We start from the raw sequence: 20284 nt of genomic DNA on the forward strand, positions 1-20284 counted from the left end.
TTAAATGGTTCAAAAATTAGTATTCATAAAACTTATATTATTTATTTTTGTAACTTTTTCTTTTCAAAAAACAAATGCTCAAAAGTATCCTAAAAAGAGAATTCCATTAGCTACACTGCTCAATAAAATTAGTACAAATCACAAAATATTTTTTACTTATAAAGCAAACTTACTTGATCATAAACTCATTCAAGAAGAAGGATTTAGTAATTTATCTATAAAAGAATCTATTTCTTTATTAGAAAAATTAACTCCTTTTCTTTTTGATGATTTAGGAAATAGTTATTTTGTAATTTATCCTAAAATTAATTCTTCAAAAAAAACTTTAATTTTAAACGGTCAACCTAATTTTTATAAGAATATAGATAGTCCTTTTAATAGAAATAAAATAACTGTAAAAGGAATTGTAATCAGTTCGGACAATAAACCGCTTAGTGGAGCAACTTTACAAGAAGCTTCTTTAGAAGGAACAACTACAAATAAAGAGGGTACGTTTGAATTTCAAGTTCAACAAAACAACACTATTACCGTTAGTTTTATAGGGCACAACTCTAAAACATTACACCTTTCTTCAAATATTTTTCACACCATTATTTTACAATCTGGTCAAGAACTAGAAGAAGTACAAGTAATTGGCTCTAGAAATAAAAATAGAGTTGCCAATAACTCTCCTGTTGCCATAGATTTTATCAATATTGAAGAAATGGCTACAAAAAGCAGTCAAGTAGAAATTAATCAATTTTTACAATATGTAATTCCCTCATTTAACGCTACAAAACAATCGGGTGCAGATGGCGCAGATCATATAGATCCTGCAACTATTAGAGGTCTAGGGCCAGATCAAACCTTAGTTTTAATCAACGGAAAAAGAAGGCATCAAGCCTCATTAATTAATTTATACGGAACCCGAGGAAGAGGAAATTCTGGTACCGATTTAAATGCGATTCCTATTTCTGCTATAAAAAGAATTGAATTATTAAGAGATGGAGCTTCTGCTCAATATGGCTCCGATGCTATTGCAGGAGTTTTAAATATTGTTTTAAAAGACACAGATAATGAATTAAATATAAGTTCTACATTAGGTTTTCACAATGCAAATAGCAATCGTTTTCTACCTAATAAAGTGGATGGTTTTACCTATAAATTGGCTTTAAATTATGGAACTAAGATTAATAATGGAGGTTTTATAAATTTTACAACAGAAGCATTATCTGTAGATAATACAGTAAGATCTGGTACGTTTGCAAGAGAAAAATTTGGACAAGCAGCAGTAAAGAACGTAAGCCTTTTTGTAAATTCTGAAATACCTATTTATAATAAAACAAAATTATATTTTAATGGTGGTCTTCACTATAAAAACACCGAAGCTTTTGCCTTTTCAAGAAAACCGAATAGCGAAAGAAATGTACTTGAAATCTACCCAAACGGATTTAATCCTTTAATTACATCTAATATATTAGACAATTCCTTTTCTCTAGGATTACTTACCAATTTTAAAGATTGGAATGTTGATGTTAATAACACTTTTGGGCGAAATAATTTTCATTATTTTATAAAAAACACACTAAATGCTACTCTTTTAGAAAACTCACCAACAGAATTTGATGCCGGAGGACATCAACTAATACAAAACACAACAAGTATAGATTTTTCTAAATACTTTGATACTAATACTTATGGTTTTAATATTGCGTTAGGCCTAGAATATCGATTAGATAAATATAAAATTTTTGCAGGTGAAGAGACTTCTTATGCAGGTTATGATATAAACGGAAATGTAATACACACCAATACCCCTGCAGAGAATTACAAAACCTATAATAATACAATTAGACCCGGAGGCTCACAAGGTTTCCCTGGGTATTCACCAGAAAATGAAGTAGATAGAAACAGGTCTAATTTTAGTATTTACGCGGATACAGAAATAGATTTTTCTAAGAAATTTATGATTGGTTCTGCCCTACGCTTCGAATATTACAGTGATTTTGGAAGTACACTTAATTTTAAATTGGCATCGAGGTATAAAATTACTAAAAAATTAAATTTCAGAAGTTCTTATAGTACGGGTTTCAGAGCACCATCTCTAGCTCAAATTTATTACAATTTAACTTTTACCAATTTTATTGGTGATACACCAACAGAATCATTATTGGTTGCAAACAATAGTCCTATTGCAAGAAGGTTTAATATTGATGAGCTAAAAGAAGAAAAAGCCAGAAACTTTAGTTTCGGTTTTACCTCTAACTTAAACACTAACTTTAAAGCATCTATAGATACTTACATTGTTTCTATAAAAGATAGAATAATTTTAAGTGGAAATTTTGATGCCTCAACACTTGGTTTTGATGTAAAGAATGTACAATTTTTTGCCAATGGTGTAGATACTAGAACTACAGGTGTTGATTTGGTTTTAAACTGGAACAAAAAAATTAGAAACAGTCTATTTTTTATTGATCTTTCTGGAAACATCAACTATATGAAGATTACCAATATTAAAAACAAACAACTAGATAAAGAAACTTTTTTCGGTAAAAGAGACCAACAATTTTTATTAGCCTCTGCTCCTAAAAGCAAGTTTAACTTGGGTTTGAATTACAATTATAAAAAACTAAAAACCTCCTTAAATTTTACTAGATTTAGTAAAGTAGCACTAATTGACTGGCAAATAAACCAAGACTTGTCTCATTTTAATAATTCTGAACAAGAAAGACTAGACGCTTCTACAGATCTTTATCAACCCAAAATTACAACAGACTTACATTTTAGTTACCCGTTAAATAAAATATTTAATCTACAGCTAGGTGCAGATAACTTATTTAATATCTACCCAACTAAGCAACATAAACATACAGATAGTGGTGGTTTATGGGACGCTACACAAATGGGAACAAATGGCTCTTTTTACTACACTAAACTAAGCATTAAGCTCTAAACATTATCATTACATTTCTTTTTTAGCATTTTCTTTAAAAAAAAATCATTTTTAAAGAGTATACTTTTTTGTTTTCTTCCTTATACAATAAAAGAGTACTTAATTTATCTTAAAAAATTAAGAAACTCACCAAACACATTTATTAACCAATAATTATATTTATGAAACAAAAGTATCTATTAAAATTTAGTACAATTGCTTTTATGTTGATGTTTCCGTTAGGATTCATGGCGCAAACAATTAAAGGAAAAGTAACAGATTCATCTGGTGAACCACTACCCTATATAAATGTAGTAGAAAAAGGAAACACTGCTAACGGAATGGTTTCAGATGATAATGGAGGTTTCTCAATTACAGTAAAAGAATTACCAATAACTTTAATTGTGTCTTCTATGGGGTTTAAAACTAAAACCGTAAAAGTAAATACAATCTCTTTTTTAACTATAGTAATAGATGAAGACAATGCTTTAGATGAAGTAGTTGTTGTTGGTTCTAGAAACTCTAACAGAACTGCAGTAGACACCCCGGTACCAGTAGATATTATTGATGTTCAAAAACTGGCAACACAAAACGGTAAAGTAGAAATTAATGATATTTTACAATTTGCAGCACCTTCTTTTAATGCGAGTAAACAATCTGGTTCAGACGGAGCAGACCATATTGTACCTGCCTCTCTAAGAGGTTTAGGTCCAGATCAAACGTTAGTTTTAATTAATGGAAAAAGAAGACATCAATCTTCTTTAGTTAATGTTTTTGGAACAAGAGGTCGTGGAAATTCTGGTACAGATTTAAATGCAATACCTGCTTCTGCTATAAAAAGAATAGAAGTTCTAAGAGATGGGGCATCCGCACAATATGGATCTGATGCAATTGCTGGGGTTATTAATATCGTTTTAAAAGACAATACAGAAGGCATAACTGCAGGAATTACCTATGGTGCCTACAGTACTAATGTGGGGTCTGGTTGGGCAGAAGCAAGTGGAGAAACGTTGTATAATGTAAACGGAAAAAACAGATTAGATGGTAAAGACAAAAGTTTTGATGGCGGTACTGTAAAATTAGATTTAAATTTTGGAGCTAAAATTAATGACAGAGGTGGTTTTGTAAATTTTACTACAGAGTTTTTATCTAAAGACAATACTCTTAGACCAGGTTTTTCTTGGCGTAAAGGGTACGGAAGTGCTGGTTTAGAAGGTTTCAGTTTTATGGTAAATTCTATAATACCTCTTTCTGATAATACAGAGGTGTATGCCTTTGGAGGTAGAAATTATAGAGACACAGATGCGTATGCTTATTCTAGAGATAGTTTTACAGATGGAGATAATAGAGCTGTTCCTAGTATTTATCCTAATGGGTTTACACCAAGAATTACCTCTATAATAACAGACAATTCACTTTCTGCTGGTTTAAAACATACGTTAGACAATGGTTGGCTAGTAGATTTTAACAATACATACGGAATTAATAAATTCCATTATTTTATTAAAGACACTAATAATGCTTCACTAGGTAGTGCTTCTCCTGTAGATTTTGATGGAGGTGGACATAGCTTGTCTCAAAATACAACAGGTTTAGATTTTTCTAAATATTTTAAAGATTATGCAAAAGGAATCAATTTTGCTTTTGGTTTAGAATACAGAACAGAAAACTTTCAAATTTTTTCTGGCGAAGAAGCTTCTTATGGTTTGTATGATACTAACGGAGTAATTCTAACAAACCCTGCAACACAAACGGTAGCAAAAGATTCTAATGGAGATGAATTACCTGGTGGATCTCAAGGTTTTCCTGGGTATAGTCCAGACAACGTAGTAAATAGAAGTAGAACCAATATGGGGCTTTACTTTGATACAGAAGTTAATATTACTGACTCTTTCTTAATTAATGCTGCATTGCGTTACGAAGATTATAGCGATTTTGGAAATACCTTTAACTACAAAGTAGCTAGTAGGTATAAAGTAAATAATAATTTATCTTTTAGAGGTTCTGTGTCTAGTGGGTTTAGAGCACCTTCTTTAGCTCAAGTGTATTACAACTTAAAATTCACAAACATTGTTGCTGGTAAATCTATTCCTTCTTTATTATCTGCAAACAACAGTACCGTAACAAAAGCCTTTGGTATTGGTGCTTTACAAGAAGAAAAAGCATTAAATACTAGTATTGGGTTTACGTATAAGAAAAATGGTTTTACAGCTACTATAGATGCGTATTCTATTGCTGTTGATGATAGAATTATATTAACAGATAATTTTACAGATCAAGCTATTTTAGGCCCTTTAAATGTAGATGCTGCTCAGTTTTTTGCAAATGGTGTAGATACCAAAACAAGTGGTGTAGATATTGTTTTAAACTATGCAACTACTTTAGGTGAGTACAATAAAATAAATGTTGCTTTAATAGGGAACTTAAACAAGTTAGAAATTAAAGAAGTACATAATGGTAATTTAAACCCTTATACTTTCTTTAGTGGTTTTTCTCAAGCGTACTTAGAAGCGGCTGCTCCCGATTATAAATTCGGATTAAATTTAGGCTACACTAGAAAAAAGTTTAACGCAAATGTAACTTTAACAAAGTTTAGTGATGTTCAATTACAAGATTTTCAGTGGGTAGATGCACCGCCAACAACAAAAGCAGAGGCAGATGCTTTATATACAGTTGCCACAGATACTTATAAATCTTTAATTACAACAGATTTAAGTTTAGGATATAAAATTTCTGATAAAATAAATGTAACGGTAGGTGCCAATAACCTATTTAACGTTTACCCTACTCCACAATTTGATGGTTGGACAGACCAAGGTGGAATGGCAGATTCTGTACAAATGGGTTCTGATGGAGCCTATTATTTTACAAGACTTAGCTTTAATTTATAAAAAATATATTAAAATTTAATTATAAGAGAGGCTGTCTAAAAGTATTTTTTTTGTCAATCTGAATTTATTTTAGATTCTTATGCTAATTGATTTTAGTAAATTGAGATACTGAAACAAGTTCTGCATGACAAGATTCATTTCTATTTAGACAACCTCTTTTTTTGTTTGAAATTTTATCAACCATCAATCAATTATTATAGCTCCTACTCTATTTTGTTTAATTTTTTGTAATCAAACACCATCACTTTTAACCTAAATTTAAGCTTTTTAAGATATTTTAAGAGTCTGAAATATAATGTATTGTTAAACTTAAAACCGAAGCCATTTATTAATAGTGAATAATGCTACATTTATCAAAAATCAACCATTTATGATAAAAAAAATACTCTGTTTTTCATTACTATTTTTGAATATTATAGTAATTAATTCTCAAACAATTTCAGGTAAAGTCATCAACCAAAACTCTTTAAACCCTATTGATAACGCAGCCCTTTTAACAGATATAAAATCTGGAACAACTTCCGATGAATCTGGTACATACACCTTAAATTTAAGTAATGTAAAAGTACTTACTATTTCTTGTTTAGGATATCAATCTAAAACAATTACAAAAAGGCAATTAATAAACAATCATTATGTTGTAAACTTACTAGAAGATGTAAATCAATTAGATGAATTTCAACTAAACCTTACCAAAGTTACTTTAGATAGTTTATTGATTAAAACAGCTACAAACATGAAAGAAAATTACCTTTCATCACCTGTAAAACAGGATGTATATGCTATCGAGAATCAAAATTTAGACTTTAAAAAACTAGAATTCGAATTAAACACAAGCTCACTTTTAAGTAGAAAAAAAAGAAAATTAGCAGAAAAAGAATTAATGCAATTTGCTGATAATCTTCAAGAAAAAAATCCTGCTTTTGGTACAGAATTTAAAGCAACCGTTTTAAATAAAAAATTCTATTCTGAAGAACGGAAAAAAGAAGTAGATTCTTACGAAGTAACCGATATTCAAGGGTTTAAAAAAATAGACATCGGAAACGGTGTTACCTTAGAAAACATAACAGAAAGGCTTCAAAACGTAGTTTTAAAACATTTGAATTCTAAAAACACATATAAAGTAAAATCTGGACTTTTTAAACTGGAAGACTCTTTGTCTATGGTAGAAACAACGAGAGTTGCAGACTCCATTGCAAAAGACAATACTTTTAGTGACTATGGCCAAAGTTATCCGCTTAGAAATTTAAAATTTAAAAGTGTATTTTTTAATGATGCTACCCAAAATAATTTTCTTGATCAGAAATATTACGAACATCAATTAGAAGAAAATGAAATATTAGGAACTAAAAAGTATTATGTAGTTTCTTTTACGCCAAACAAATCTAAATCTAAATATTCGGGTAAAATGTATATTGATCCTACTGATTTTTTTATCAAAAAAATAAAATACCAGTATGCGGAAGGAAAACGTGGACAACATTTAAATTTAAAGTTTTTATTAGGAATCAAATTCTCTGAAAACCAGCATCATGTAACTGTTTTTTATGAAAAAAACATGAACAATAAAATCTACACTTCTTACCTAAAAGAAACCAAAACAAACTACGCATACATAGACAGGCCTATAAAGTTTATAGAAAATGCTAAAGATAAAAACAAGGTAAAGTTTAATGTTAAGGTAGAGATAAATGTAAGTGAAGGCAGAGAAACCTTTGTAAATAATATAACCGATTTTGATGTTAATAGTTTTAAAAAGAAAACCGAAGAAGAGATTAAAGAAGCTTATAAAAAAAGAACTTCTTATATGACCAAAGCAGCTTATGCAGCTTCTAGCTGGAAAGATAACGTTTTAATAAACCAATATTTAGCACAATATAATTAAAAAAAAAGCCCCAAATTATTAGATTTGGGGCTTTTAAATAATATAAAAATATTAATTAGTTGTTATGCATAAACTTTTGCTTGTCTAACAACTCCTCTTCAGTTTCTACAACGTCGTCATCTGGCACACAACAATCTACAGGACATACTGCAGCACATTGTGGCTCATCATGAAAACCTTTACATTCTGTACACTTATCTGGAACGATGTAATAAATTTCATCAGAAACTGGTTCTTGAACATCGTCGGCATTTACTGATTTACCATTTGGTAAAACCGCATTTCCTTTCAAATCTGTTCCGTCTGAATATTTCCAATCATCTGCTCCTTCATAAATTGCAGTGTTAGGACATTCTGGTTCACATGCCCCACAATTTATACATTCATCTGTTATTATAATTGCCATAATTTTCTGTTCTGTTTTTGTACCTTTGCAATTGCAAAAATAAAGCCAAAATAATAGACAACCAAAATAAATGGATAGTATTCAAAACAGAATTATTGCTTTCGCAAAATTAGGCGCCTTTTTAGGTCAGTTTTCTATCGATAAAATAAAAAAAATCGATAATATTGAACATAATGAAATCTTTTTTGATGGCTTTTTACATCAGATAAAATTAGCACAAGAAAAGAATTCTTGGTTTACAAAAGACAATGTTTTGTTCTCATTAAACAGCCTACATAAATCACTTACAGAAAACAATTTAAACACATTTACCGAAAGATTAGATTTAACTAAAAAATCATCAAAAAAAGTGGCTATTGTTATGGCTGGAAACATACCATTGGTAGGTTTTCATGATTTTTTATCGGTATTAATCTCTGGTCATTCAGTATTGGTAAAGCAATCTTCTAGTGATAAACACTTATTACCCTTTTTAGCGAAGTATTTAGAGTATGTAGAACCTACTTTTAAGGGTAAAATCACTTTTACTGAAGAAAAACTAACCGATTTTGATGCTGTTATCGCTACAGGAAGTGATAATACTGCGCGTTATTTTGAATATTATTTCAAAAATAAACCAAATATTATCAGAAAAAGTAGAAATTCCGTGGCAGTTATTACCGGAAAAGAAACGGAAGATGATTTTATAAAACTATCTGATGATGTTTTTCAATATTTTGGATTAGGTTGTAGATCGGTTTCTAAGTTGTATGTGCCAAAAGGATATAATTTTGACGCCTTTTTTACAGGAATGTATGCTAAAAAAGACATGATTAATAATGCTAAGTACGCTAATAATTACGATTATAACAAAGCGGTGTATTTAATGAGCTTGTTTGATTTGTTAGAAAATGGTTTTCTAATGATTAAAGAAGATGAAAGCTACGCCTCTCCTATTGCCACGATATTCTATGAATATTACGACAATGAAACAGATTTAAAAATAAAATTACATCAAGATAAAGAGAAGATTCAGTGTATTGTTGCCAAAGACTTTATAGAAAATGAAATTGCTTTTGGACAAACGCAACATCCTGAGTTAACAGATTATGCAGATGGTGTAAATACTTTAGAATTTTTATCAACAATATAACCCTTGCAGAGGGAATTTAAAAACAAAATTAACGTTAGCTTATTTGCTGACTTAATTTTATTATAATAAAAGTAGTAAAACTTAATTTTATTCAAGTGAAAAAACATAATTTTAGTGCAGGTCCTTGTATTTTACCACAAGAAGTGTTGCAAAAAGCATCAGAAGCAATCTTAAATTTTAATGATGATAATTTATCATTAATAGAAATTTCTCACAGAAGTAAGCCTTTTGTAGAAGTAATTGAAAAAGCACGTTCTTTGGCTTTAGAATTGTTAGGTTTAGAAAATAAAGGCTATCAAGCTTTGTTTTTACAAGGTGGTGCAAGCTTAGAGTTTTTAATGGTTGCATACAATTTGTTAGATAAAAAAGCAGCGTATTTAAATACGGGAACTTGGGCAGATAAAGCTCAAAAAGAAGCAAAAGCATTCGGAGAAGTTGTAGAAGTTGGTTCTTCTAAAGATAAAGGGTATAACTATATTCCTAAAGGATATACCATTCCAAAAGATGCAGATTATTTTCACTGTACAAGTAACAATACAGTTGCTGGTACGCAGATGAAAGATTTTCCGGAAACGAATATTCCTTTGGTTTGTGATATGAGTTCAGATATTTTTTCTCGTCAATTAGACTTTGAAAAATTCGATCTTATTTATGCAGGTGCTCAGAAAAATATGGGTCCAGCTGGTGCCACTTTAGTCATTATTAAAGAAGAAATCTTAGGTAAGGTAGAAAGACATATTCCTTCTATGTTAAACTATCAAATTCATATTGATAAAGATAGTATGTTTAATACACCTTCTGTATTTGCAATCTATGTTTCTATGTTAACCTTACAGTGGTTAAAAGATTTAGGCGGAATTGAATTTATTGAAGAAGTAAACAATAAAAAGGCAGCACTTTTATATTCTGAAATTGATAGAAATCCTTTATTTAAAGGAATTGTAGCAAAAGAAGACAGAAGTACCATGAATGCTACTTTTACTTTAACAGATGATTCTTTAAAAGAGAAATTTGATACCATGTGCAAAGAAGCTGGAATTAGCGGAATAAATGGTCATAGAAGTGTTGGTGGCTATAGAGCAAGTATGTACAATGCATTGCCTTTATATAGTGTACAGGTTTTGGTTGATGTAATGAAAAGCCTCTCCTAGCCTCTCCGAAGGAGAGGAACTCTCACTGTTGAGGGGTTTACTTAACAAACAAAAAAAAGTACTTTTTAAACTTATAAAGTTTGAAGATAAAATAAAATAATATAAATAATAAATAAAACTCCTTCCCTTTGGGAAGGTTGGGATGGGCCATGAAAATATTAGCGAACGATGGAATTTCTAAAAGCGGAATAGATGCTTTAGAAAAAGGAGGATTTGAAGTACTAAATATAAAAGTTGCACAAAATCAGTTAGAAAATTATATCAATGAAAACAATATTGATGCAATTTTAGTAAGAAGTGCAACACAAGTAAGACAAGAATTAATGGAAGCTTGCCCAAGTTTAAAATTAATTGGACGTGGTGGTGTTGGCTTAGACAATATAGATGTAGAATATGCAGAAGATAATGGTTTACATGTAATTAATACACCAAAAGCTTCTTCTGGCTCTGTGGCTGAGTTAGTTTTTGCTCATCTTTTTGGAATGGCGCGTTTTTTACATTCTTCTAACAGAGAAATGCCTTTAGAAGGAGATTCTCGTTTTAAAGAATTGAAAAAAGCATATTCTGAAGGAATTGAATTAAGAGGTAAAACCATTGGTATTATTGGTTTGGGACGTATCGGTCAGGAAGTTGCTAAAATAGCTATTGGAATAGGAATGAATGTTTTAGCTACAGATGATCAAGTAACAAGTGCACCAATTACTTTAGAGTTTTTTAACGGTCAAAAAACTACTTTTGTTATTGAAACGGTAGATAAAGAAGAGCTTTTAAAAGAGTCGGACTTTATTACTTTACATACTCCAGATCAAGAAGATTATATTATTACGGCATCAGAATTTGAAAAAATGAAAGATGGTGTAGGTATTATAAATACGGCAAGAGGTGGTATTTTACATGAAGTAGATTTAGTAAAGGCTATAGAAAGTGGTAAAGTACAATTTGCTGGTTTAGACGTTTTTGAAACAGAGCCTACTCCGGCAGTGCAATTATTAATGAATCCAGAAATTTCTTTAACTCCGCATATTGGGGCTGCAACCAAAGAGGCACAAGATAGAATTGGAGTTGAATTGGCAAACCAGATTATTGCTTTGTTAAAGAATTAGAAAAGTTTCTGAATAAACTCTTAAATACATAATTTCACTCGAAGTGGCAGCTAGTTAATAAACAATGATAACCGCTGTCATTTCGGAATGAGCTTTTTTAAGCGATTGAGAAATCTCATACATACTTAGTGTTTATAATCTTCGTCTGAATTACAAAAAAGAAAACATGATTAAAGAAAACCTATTAGAAATAAAACAATCATTACCAGAAAATGTAACTTTAGTTGCCGTTTCTAAAACCAAACCTTTAGAAGACTTGCAAGAAGCTTATGCTGCAGGACAGCGTATTTTTGGCGAGAATAAAATTCAGGAAATGGTAGATAAATATGATGCCTTACCCAAAGACATTCAGTGGCACATGATTGGTCATTTACAGAGTAATAAGGTTAAGTACATGGCACATTTTGTAGATTTAATTCATGGAGTTGATAAATTTTCTACTTTAAAGGAAATTAACAAGCAAGCAAAAAAACATGATAAAGTTATCAACTGTTTATTACAAGTAAAAATAGCCAAAGAAGACACTAAATTTGGTTTATCTTTTGATGAAATTAATACAATTTTAGCATCCGAAGCATTTGCTGAATTAAAGAATATAAAAATTACTGGTTTTATGGGAATGGCCACGTTTACAGACAATAAGCAACAGTTAAAAGAAGAATTCTCTTCTCTAAAAACCTTCTTTGACACACACAAACTGAAAACTGCAACTGAAAATTGCGAACTAGAAACTTTATCTATGGGAATGAGTGGAGATTATATGCTTGCTATAGAAAATGGCAGTAATATGGTAAGAGTTGGTAGTTCTATATTTGGTCAAAGAAATTATAATGCTTAATTTTATCATAAAAGAAAAAGACTTTGTACGCAATTTTAGATATTGAAACCACAGGAGGAAAATTTAATGAAGAAGGCATCACGGAAATTGCTATCTATAAATTTGACGGGCACACTACAGTAGATCAATTTATTAGCTTAGTAAATCCAGAAAAACCCATACAAGAATTTGTTGTAAAACTTACGGGCATTAATAATAAAATGCTTAAAAATGCACCCAAATTCTATGAAGTTGCTAAACGTATTATAGAAATTACTTCAGATTGTATTTTAGTGGCTCATAATACCACTTTCGATTATAGAATTTTAAGTACAGAATTTGATCGATTAGGGTACGACTTTAATAGAAATACTTTGTGTACGGTAGAATTAAGTCAGAAATTAATTTTAGACCAACCTTCTTACAGTTTAGGAAAACTTACCAAATCTTTAGGTATACCTATTACAGATAGACATAGAGCTTCTGGAGACGCCTTGGCAACCGTACAATTATTTAAGTTACTGTTAGAAAAAGACACAAATAAAAGTATTATACAAAGTTCTATTAAATACTTTGATAGAAGACATCAAAAACAAAAACTAAGAAGTTTAATAGAAGAAATACCAACGGTACAAGGTGTGTATTACATTCATGATAAAGAAGGTAGAGTTCTTTTTATTGGAAAAGGAAAGAATATTAAATCGGAAGTAAATAACCTCTTTTTAAAAGTAACAAAAAGAGCTGTTAAAATTCAGGAAAGAGCACAATCTATCTCCTTTGACAAAACAGGTAATGAACTTTTTACCCGTTTAAAATATGCTATTGAATTAGATGCATTAACGCCTAAGTTTAACTTTAAAAAGAATCCCAAAATTATTAATCAAGACTTTAACAATGAGAATTTTATGATCATTGAAAAAGGAAGAGAAGTAGAAGAAAATGCGGTAATTTTAATAGAAAATAACGAGGTTTTTGGTTGTGGTTATACAAACTTAAGTAACCAAGAAAGTAAGTTAGATATTTTAAAAAAAATATTAACTCCTATTGAAAACAAGGTACAAGCAAAAAATATTATCAAAAATTACATCAATAAAAATAAAGTACAGAAAATTATTAGATTATAAATAAAAATTTTAAACTTAGTAAACCTACTCTATATTAAAGATAAGGACCTCTTTCCTACTAAAGAACGAGATACTTTTACGGTTAAAAATTTTATACTGCCTAATATAAAAGTTGAATCTGTTATAATATATACTTACAGTGTTTTATCTCTCTATTTAAGTAGTAACGGTTTGGAGTTTCAATCTAAAATACCAAAGATTTAAAATTAGTTCTAGAAGAAATTATATTATGTTTATTATAGCGATAATAAAATGCTTGCATATCAATTTTATTTAATAGATTAGCAGCAGATACATTTTATGAATTTAGAGCAACTAATTTTACAATTTCAACAAAAGGACGTAAAGGCCTATGAAAAACTATACAATATGTATTGTGATAGTATTTCTGGTATTGTAAATAACATTGTTAAAAATGATGACGTTGCGCAAGAAATTACACAAGATGTTTTTATAAAAGCTTGGAATAAAGCAGATACTTATTCTTCTAAAAAAGGCCGTTTTTTTACGTGGATACTAAACATTGCAAGAAATGCAGCTATAGATTATACACGCTCTAAAAATTTTAAACAGTCTAAACAAAACCATAACGCAGATTTTTTCGTAGATATATTAGAGACCAGTGAAAGTTTAGATACTGCCACTGATACAATTGGCTTAAAAGAGTTTGTTACCAAATTAGGAGACAAGTGTAAAGCAGTAATTGAATTATTATATTTTAAAGGGTTTACACAAAAAGAAGCCTCTGAAGAATTAGAAATGCCAATTGGCACTATTAAAACTAGAAATAGAAATTGCATAAGCGAATTACGCTCTATGCTTGGAGTTTAAATAATGAATATAAAAGAATACATAACATCTGGAATTTTAGAACTGTATGTTGCAGGCTCGCTTTCTGAAAAGGAAAACGAGGAAGTGCATGCTAAAATTAAAGAATACCCAGAAGTTTTGGCCGAAGTTGTATCCATAGAAAAAGCAATTGCAAAATTAACTGCTGCTGCTAAAAAAGATGCTCCATATTCCTTTTCAGACATAAAAAATAAATTGAAGGTTGAAGAACCAAAAGTAATCTCTATTACAAAACCGAAAACAAATTGGTTACAATATAGTGGTTGGGCAGCTTCTTTATTAATAGGAAGTGTTCTTATTTGGTCACTTACACAAAACAACCAACTTAAAGATCAGGTTGCTACAGAAAAACAACAATTAGAAGAACAAATAGACAAAGCTTCTAACAGTTTAGCAGCTGCAGAAAAATTAATTGACATCTTTAGAGATAAAGACATTGTTTCTGTACCGTTAGCGGGTCAAAAAGTATCTCCAACCTCTTATGCAAAGGTGTATTGGGATAAAAAAACAAAAAGTATTTATTTAGATGCCAAAGGATTGCCAGCACCTCCAAAAGGAAAGGTATACCAAGTTTGGTCTTTAAAATTAAATCCTTTAACACCAACAAGTTTAGGTACAATAGACACTTTTATGGCAGATACCAACAAAATATTTACCATAGAAAATGCTAACGAATCTGAGGCATTTGGTATTACCTTAGAGCCTGCAGGTGGTAGTGTATCTCCTAATCTAGAGCAATTATATACTTTAGGTGCCGTAGTATCTTAGGTTTATTATAATCATCATTTTTCTATAGTTTTCTTGATTAAAAAATAATCTTGTCATACTGAATTTGATTCAGCATCTCACCTATTGAAAGTCAACAACTTTATCAATATTAAAGAAATGTAGATTGATAAGTTTACTACTTTTAAATAATCTTATCTAATAAACAGATGGTATATAAAAGCAGAATCATTCAAAAATACTAACTTTACCTTCTACTTATAATTTATACTTTATAGAATTTTTATACACTCTAAAATGTGTTAATTTTACGTGTCTTATAAAAGCTAAGAATAAACGAAAACAAATGTTTAGACATCAAGGTAAAAGCAGAACTTTAAAACATAATTTAAGAATTGCAACTATACTTTCTTTTGTAGCAGGAATTGTAAATGTGAGCGGTTATTTGGCATTTAAACAATTAACTACAAATGTTACAGGTCATTTTGCTTTGTTTATTTATGATGTTGCTAATTTTGATTTCTGGAAAGGCACCATTTACTTCCTTTATATTTTCTCTTTTTTATTTGGTTCTTTTTTATCCAGCTTTCTAATAGAAAGATATAGTGAAAACAAAAGACTGAATGTATTTGTATTACCTACAGTTATTGAATGTCTTGTTTTAATTTCTATAGGTCTTATTAGTAATTTTATGGAATTAGAATATGCAAACCTACTTATCTGTTTGTTGCTTTTTGCAATGGGTTTACAGAATTCATTTGTTACTAAAATATCTAACGCTGTTGTAAGAACTACACATTTAACGGGTTTGTTTACAGATTTAGGGATCGATCTTTCTTTATTGTGTTTTCCTAAATTGACAGCACAGAAAAAAAAATTAAAATCTAATATTAAACTTAGAACTTACATTATCCTCTTCTTTTTTGCAGGCGGTTTAACGGGGGGCTTTTTCTATTCTAAATTAGATTTAAAATTAAATACTTTAATTTTAGCAGCACTGTTTTTATTAGCAAGCTTATTCTTTGATGATTTTAGGTATAAAGTAATAAAAACGAGACGAAAATACCATCAAAAAAAAATCGTCAAATAAATACACAAACCTTAAGCTTCCCTCCAATTAAATACATTCTTTAGAGAAATATAGTTAACTGCATAGAATTTGGTATAAAACAAGTAATATGTATGGTTAAATTCAGTCTAAACCTATTTTAATAGTTTAATAGTTCTCGACTGCGCTCGAACTGACGATAACAAATTTAATCACTAAAAGAATACAACAAGTTAAGCTAAATAAAGAGTAGATATTTATTTACCTACTTCTTTTTTTAAATTTTAAACAAAAAAAAGGCTTCCTAAAAAGAAAGCCTAAACTAAAGAAAAAAGAATACTATTAATTTTTTAATAACTCCTTTTGTAAAATTGCTTCATTAATATTTACTTTAATGTATTTATGGCTATTGAAAAATTTCTTTTTAGAAGCTAACTCAATGGTTGCAATTAAAGCTCCGTTTTTGCTTTCTTTGATTGACTTTATTTGAACTTTTTCTCCTTTTACATTTTTGTAATTTGCAAGTCCACCTTTTTTAATAATAAAGTTTGCTCTAGGAAAATTGATATGTTTATAATTGTTATTAATCACCTCTCCTACTACAAAAACATCTCCTACTTTGATGTCTGAATTAGAATTTTGAGAATACATAATACTTGATAAAAAAACGAATAAAAAACTGAATAATAGGTTAAACTTCATAAGAAAAAAATATTAATATTAGTATATAATTCAAAAATAACTAAAATCTATAAAATTACAATATCAATAAAATAAGGAATATTTATTGTTGAATAATTAAAAATTATCCTATAAAATAAACAAGTTTAGCAATATTTAAGTTTTCTCTAAACAATTAAACTTGCATAATTTTCAATTTATTTTAAGAAGTAATCCTTTATAAAAAATGTCACTTTTTTAACTCACAATACACTAATAAACAACTGTTTAGATATTTATTTTAAAAAAAACTATATTAGCTAAAGAAATAGTTTTGTATCTAAAATACCTTCAACCTATAAAAAAATCATATAAATGAGAAATATAATCTTTTGTTTGCTGCTTATCACTATTACAATTGGATGTAAGAAAGAGATTGTTTATAATGATCCAATTCCTAAACATAATAGTTTAACCATTGCTTCTAAATTTGTACATGAAGACAGAATCATTAATATTTGGACACCACCAAATTACAACCAAACAGTAGATAGCTTTCCTGTTTTATATATGCCAGATGGCGGAATTAAAGAAGATTTTCCGCATGTAGCCAATACATTAGCTAAATTAATTAAAGAAAATAAAATACCTTCTTATATTTTAGTGGGCATAGAAAACACCAAACGAGGACGAGATTTATGTGGACCTACAAAAATTGAATATGATTTAAGTTATATACCGAATGCCGGTGGTGCAAACGACTTTAGAAATTTTATTAAAAATGAATTATTTATAGCAATCAATAAAAAATATAGAACAAGCAGTAGAAAGGCAATTATTGGCGAATCTTTAGCTGGTTTATTTGTGGTAGAAACCTTTCTCTTAGACAATAATATGTTTGATGCTTATATTGCAATAGATCCTTCTTTATGGTTTAATGAGAATTATTTAGTTGCTAATTTTAAAACGCTATCCAGCAAGAATTATAACTATCAAAAAAAGCTTTGGTTTGCTAATTCTGATGCTACAGATATCTCTAAACACGCTAAAGAGTTAAATAACCAGTTAGAACAATCTAATAAAAACCTAATTTTTAAATATACAGATGCTTCTAACGAGCAACACAACACCATTTTTAGAGCTACCAAAGAAAAGGCATTAATATGGACATTAAATAACTAACCGAAACAACTTAGTAATATTTATTACAATCAATAAAAATGCCTATCACATTGCTGTGATAGACATTTCATCCAACTAAAACTAACTAAAATTATACTCTATTTCCGCTAAAGTGAAAATTATAGTTTTATCTAAATTCTTATAAAACTCAATTAAAACGTGTATGTTATTGTTGCTTTTGCAAAAAACGGTGTCCCTGGTGTAAAGTGAATTTCTTCTACAGAATCCGTTTCATTTTGTAACCTACTTTCTGTTGCAAACTGAGTTTCATTCCATTCTACATCAAAAATATTTTCTAATGCAATACCAAAAGTAACATCCTTATTTACTTTATAATTGATATTAAAATCACTCACTAAATATCCTTCTGCAGTAATAGAATTATCTTCATTTGCTGCTCTATCTGCTAAATAACGGTAACGCAAACCTCCAGAAAATTTACCTAAATCACTAAAAGACAAACCACCTGCCATTGTAAAACTTGGCGCTAACGGAATGTAATCTTCACCATCTGCTGCTTCTAAACTTCTTGCATGCGTAAGTGTTGCATCTGTATCAAAATAAATTTGATCTGTTAATTGGTAACGAATTCCTAAATCCAATCCAAAACGCTCAGACTCTCCAGATGGTTCTACAATACCAGCATCTCCAACATATACAAATTCTTCTTCAGAAAACAAATACCAAGCTGCTGTGTTTAATACTAAGTTCTTAGTAGGTTTCCAAATATTTCCTAAATCTGCTCCGTATGCTCTAGGTAAAACTTTATCTGCATTTTCTTGTAAAACAACTCTTGCATCATTAGAATGAAAACCAATTCCAGATTTTAAAAACCATTGTAAATTATCGTTTTGAGTGTATAAAAAGTTCAATTTAGGATTTACAATTGCCTTTGTTTTGCTCAATGTTTCATACGTTGTATTTAAAGCATCATTGTATAAAAACTTAAAATAATCTAAACGAACAGAAGGTGCTATTTTAAATTTTCCAATCTCAAATTCTGAGTTAAAAAATGCATATAAATTGGTTTGTTTTACATCTCCTAATTGAATATTATCTAATAATTCATTTCTATTTTTTGTATGCGATAATTCGTTATCAGCAATTAAATCGTAACGTAAACCAATACCTTTAGTATACTTAGCCTCTACATTTCCGTACTCTTTTGTGCTAATTATCTTTGCATTCATTCCATAAATACTTCTATCTTCAAATTGTTTAATTTGATCTCCGTTTATAGCATCGTCTAAAAAGAAGGTAAAATTAGAATACAATTCAAAATCATATTTAGAATAAAATGTGTTTGCTTCTAAAATAGCACCATTATCTAACGTTTTTTGCAATTGTGCATTTAAGTTAGATCTAGAAGTAAATCCACCCTCTGTATCATCAATAGAACCAAAGCGGTTAATCAATCCGCTTTCTACGGCTCTAATTGGCACTTGACCAGAAGCATCCCAAGAACTTGTAAAATGAGACGCTGTTAATGTTAACTTATCTTTTCCGTTTAAAAACGTATTGTATTTTGCAAAAAGATTTAACCTGTTAAAGTTTTGTGGAGATTCGTAAGCACCATCAAACTCTATATATTCTACAGCAACATAGGCATCGTTATTTTTAGAGTTTTCTAATAAATTAAACATACCAACAGTTCTTAGAGAGTTAAAATCGCCATAACCAACAGAAATCATACTTTTATCAATAGCTGTTTTTGTAGCAAAATTTACATAACCAGCCGTATTAAAATCTCCTTGATTTGCGTAATAAGGTCCTTTTCCAAAATCTATTTTTTGTATGGTTTCTGGTATTACAAAATGCAAATCAGAATATCCTTGTCCGTGTGCATGAGAAACCATGTTTATTGGCATTCCGTCTACAGAAAGTGCAATATCTGTACCGTGATCAATATCAAAACCTCTTAAAAATATTTGTTCTGCTTTTCCTCCACCAGCATGCTGACCGATAAATAAACCAGGAACTTTTCTTAAAACTTCTTGAGAATTGTTTACCGGATTTACTTGTACATCTATATTTGTTAAGGTTTGTAAAGCATTTATTTCTTTACGCAAGACCAATTCTTCTAACTGAAAAACTTTTGTTGCTAGGTTTATGGTAATTCCGTTTTTAAAATCTTGCTCTGTAACTTTTAACGTCTTTGTACCAAAACCTAAAATACTTATTTGTAAAGTATTGTCTACAGCCGTTTTTTGAAGTATAAAACTACCCGCTTCGTTTGTATGTGTATGAACATTAGAGGTTTGATTTATAATATAAACATTTTCTAAAGGTTCATTTAGCGGATTTAAAACAATCCCTTTTAACTGCTGACCAAAAGAATGTAAACATAGTGTTATCGCAAATAATAATAATAATTTGTTTTTCATATTTTAAAAATTTTG

The 20284-nt window shown here is 29.6% G+C and carries 15 protein-coding genes; 12 read left to right on the forward strand and 3 right to left on the reverse strand.

The window, feature by feature from the left end; genetic code table 11:
• Positions 1–4 precede the first annotated feature (4 nt).
• From GQS58_RS15305 to GQS58_RS15315, 3 genes are all read left to right on the forward strand, one after another.
• Complete coding sequence (locus GQS58_RS15305; RefSeq protein WP_166387482.1) at positions 5–2932, forward strand: TonB-dependent receptor domain-containing protein; 2928 nt, start codon at positions 5–7, stop codon at positions 2930–2932.
• A gap of 161 nt (positions 2933–3093) precedes the next feature.
• Positions 3094–5802 (forward strand): TonB-dependent receptor, encoded by a 2709-nt coding sequence (locus GQS58_RS15310; protein WP_166387484.1) that lies wholly within the window; start codon positions 3094–3096, stop codon positions 5800–5802.
• A gap of 370 nt (positions 5803–6172) precedes the next feature.
• Positions 6173–7687, forward strand: coding sequence for a carboxypeptidase-like regulatory domain-containing protein (locus tag GQS58_RS15315; RefSeq protein ID WP_166387486.1), 1515 nt, complete (start codon positions 6173–6175; stop codon positions 7685–7687).
• A 55-nt stretch (positions 7688–7742) separates the two neighbouring features.
• Here the strand turns inward: GQS58_RS15315 and GQS58_RS15320 are convergent, their stop codons facing one another.
• Positions 7743–8093: a 4Fe-4S dicluster domain-containing protein gene (locus GQS58_RS15320; protein ID WP_166387488.1), complete on the reverse strand. Its 351-nt coding sequence runs from the start codon at positions 8091–8093 to the stop codon at positions 7743–7745.
• A gap of 70 nt (positions 8094–8163) precedes the next feature.
• Here GQS58_RS15320 and GQS58_RS15325 point away from each other — a divergent pair, with 70 nt between their 5' ends.
• The 8 genes from GQS58_RS15325 (at position 8164) to GQS58_RS15360 (ending at position 16085) form a co-directional block, all read left to right on the forward strand.
• Complete coding sequence (locus GQS58_RS15325) at positions 8164–9225, forward strand: acyl-CoA reductase (protein ID WP_166387490.1); 1062 nt, start codon at positions 8164–8166, stop codon at positions 9223–9225.
• A 95-nt stretch (positions 9226–9320) separates the two neighbouring features.
• The gene (gene serC, locus GQS58_RS15330; RefSeq protein ID WP_166387492.1) at positions 9321–10376 is read left to right on the forward strand and encodes a 3-phosphoserine/phosphohydroxythreonine transaminase; all 1056 of its coding nucleotides are present in this window, start codon (positions 9321–9323) and stop codon (positions 10374–10376) included.
• Positions 10377–10525: 149 nt separating this feature from the next.
• Entirely contained in the window at positions 10526–11479 is a 954-nt protein-coding gene (locus tag GQS58_RS15335; protein WP_166387533.1) for a D-2-hydroxyacid dehydrogenase, read from the forward strand.
• 166 nt (positions 11480–11645) lie between these two features.
• Positions 11646–12317 (forward strand): YggS family pyridoxal phosphate-dependent enzyme, encoded by a 672-nt coding sequence (locus GQS58_RS15340; RefSeq protein WP_166387494.1) that lies wholly within the window; start codon positions 11646–11648, stop codon positions 12315–12317.
• Between the two features lie 23 nt (positions 12318–12340).
• On the forward strand, positions 12341–13420 hold the full coding sequence (locus tag GQS58_RS15345; RefSeq protein ID WP_166387496.1) for an exonuclease domain-containing protein: 1080 nt from the start codon (positions 12341–12343) through the stop codon (positions 13418–13420).
• 300 nt (positions 13421–13720) lie between these two features.
• Positions 13721–14251 (forward strand): RNA polymerase sigma factor, encoded by a 531-nt coding sequence (locus GQS58_RS15350; RefSeq protein WP_166387498.1) that lies wholly within the window; start codon positions 13721–13723, stop codon positions 14249–14251.
• A 3-nt stretch (positions 14252–14254) separates the two neighbouring features.
• A complete protein-coding gene (locus tag GQS58_RS15355) occupies positions 14255–15037 on the forward strand; it encodes an anti-sigma factor domain-containing protein (protein WP_166387500.1) in 783 nt (260 codons plus the stop codon).
• A 304-nt stretch (positions 15038–15341) separates the two neighbouring features.
• Positions 15342–16085 carry a YoaK family protein gene (locus tag GQS58_RS15360; RefSeq protein WP_166387502.1) on the forward strand — a complete coding sequence of 248 codons (744 nt, stop codon included), beginning with the start codon at positions 15342–15344 and terminating at the stop codon, positions 16083–16085.
• A 300-nt stretch (positions 16086–16385) separates the two neighbouring features.
• Here GQS58_RS15360 and GQS58_RS15365 read toward each other — a convergent pair whose 3' ends face one another.
• Complete coding sequence (locus tag GQS58_RS15365) at positions 16386–16745, reverse strand: dihydroorotase (protein WP_166387504.1); 360 nt, start codon at positions 16743–16745, stop codon at positions 16386–16388.
• Between the two features lie 333 nt (positions 16746–17078).
• Between GQS58_RS15365 and GQS58_RS15370 the strand changes: the two genes are divergently transcribed.
• Positions 17079–17885: an alpha/beta hydrolase gene (locus GQS58_RS15370; RefSeq protein ID WP_166387506.1), complete on the forward strand. Its 807-nt coding sequence runs from the start codon at positions 17079–17081 to the stop codon at positions 17883–17885.
• 152 nt (positions 17886–18037) lie between these two features.
• Here GQS58_RS15370 and GQS58_RS15375 read toward each other — a convergent pair whose 3' ends face one another.
• Positions 18038–20269, reverse strand: a complete 2232-nt coding sequence (locus tag GQS58_RS15375) for a TonB-dependent receptor (protein ID WP_166387508.1) — start codon at positions 20267–20269, stop codon at positions 18038–18040.
• Positions 20270–20284 lie beyond the last annotated feature (15 nt).

The sequence above is a fragment of the Polaribacter sp. 11A2H genome, assembly GCF_011379025.1.
GTDB lineage: Bacteria > Bacteroidota > Bacteroidia > Flavobacteriales > Flavobacteriaceae > Polaribacter.

Excerpts from the sequence above, each read along its gene's own strand:
- GQS58_RS15305 (WP_166387482.1), top strand. The coding sequence starts at position 5 with ATGGTTCAAAAATTAGTATTCATAAAACTTATATTATTTATTTTTGTA.
- GQS58_RS15310 (WP_166387484.1), top strand. The coding sequence starts at position 3,094 with ATGAAACAAAAGTATCTATTAAAATTTAGTACAATTGCTTTTATGTTG.
- GQS58_RS15315 (WP_166387486.1), top strand. The coding sequence starts at position 6,173 with ATGATAAAAAAAATACTCTGTTTTTCATTACTATTTTTGAATATTATA.
- GQS58_RS15320 (WP_166387488.1), bottom strand. The coding sequence starts at position 8,093 with ATGGCAATTATAATAACAGATGAATGTATAAATTGTGGGGCATGTGAA.
- GQS58_RS15325 (WP_166387490.1), top strand. The coding sequence starts at position 8,164 with ATGGATAGTATTCAAAACAGAATTATTGCTTTCGCAAAATTAGGCGCC.
- GQS58_RS15335 (WP_166387533.1), top strand. The coding sequence starts at position 10,526 with ATGAAAATATTAGCGAACGATGGAATTTCTAAAAGCGGAATAGATGCT.
- GQS58_RS15340 (WP_166387494.1), top strand. The coding sequence starts at position 11,646 with ATGATTAAAGAAAACCTATTAGAAATAAAACAATCATTACCAGAAAAT.
- GQS58_RS15350 (WP_166387498.1), top strand. The coding sequence starts at position 13,721 with ATGAATTTAGAGCAACTAATTTTACAATTTCAACAAAAGGACGTAAAG.
- GQS58_RS15355 (WP_166387500.1), top strand. The coding sequence starts at position 14,255 with ATGAATATAAAAGAATACATAACATCTGGAATTTTAGAACTGTATGTT.
- GQS58_RS15360 (WP_166387502.1), top strand. The coding sequence starts at position 15,342 with ATGTTTAGACATCAAGGTAAAAGCAGAACTTTAAAACATAATTTAAGA.
- GQS58_RS15365 (WP_166387504.1), bottom strand. The coding sequence starts at position 16,745 with ATGAAGTTTAACCTATTATTCAGTTTTTTATTCGTTTTTTTATCAAGT.
- GQS58_RS15370 (WP_166387506.1), top strand. The coding sequence starts at position 17,079 with ATGAGAAATATAATCTTTTGTTTGCTGCTTATCACTATTACAATTGGA.
- GQS58_RS15375 (WP_166387508.1), bottom strand. The coding sequence starts at position 20,269 with ATGAAAAACAAATTATTATTATTATTTGCGATAACACTATGTTTACAT.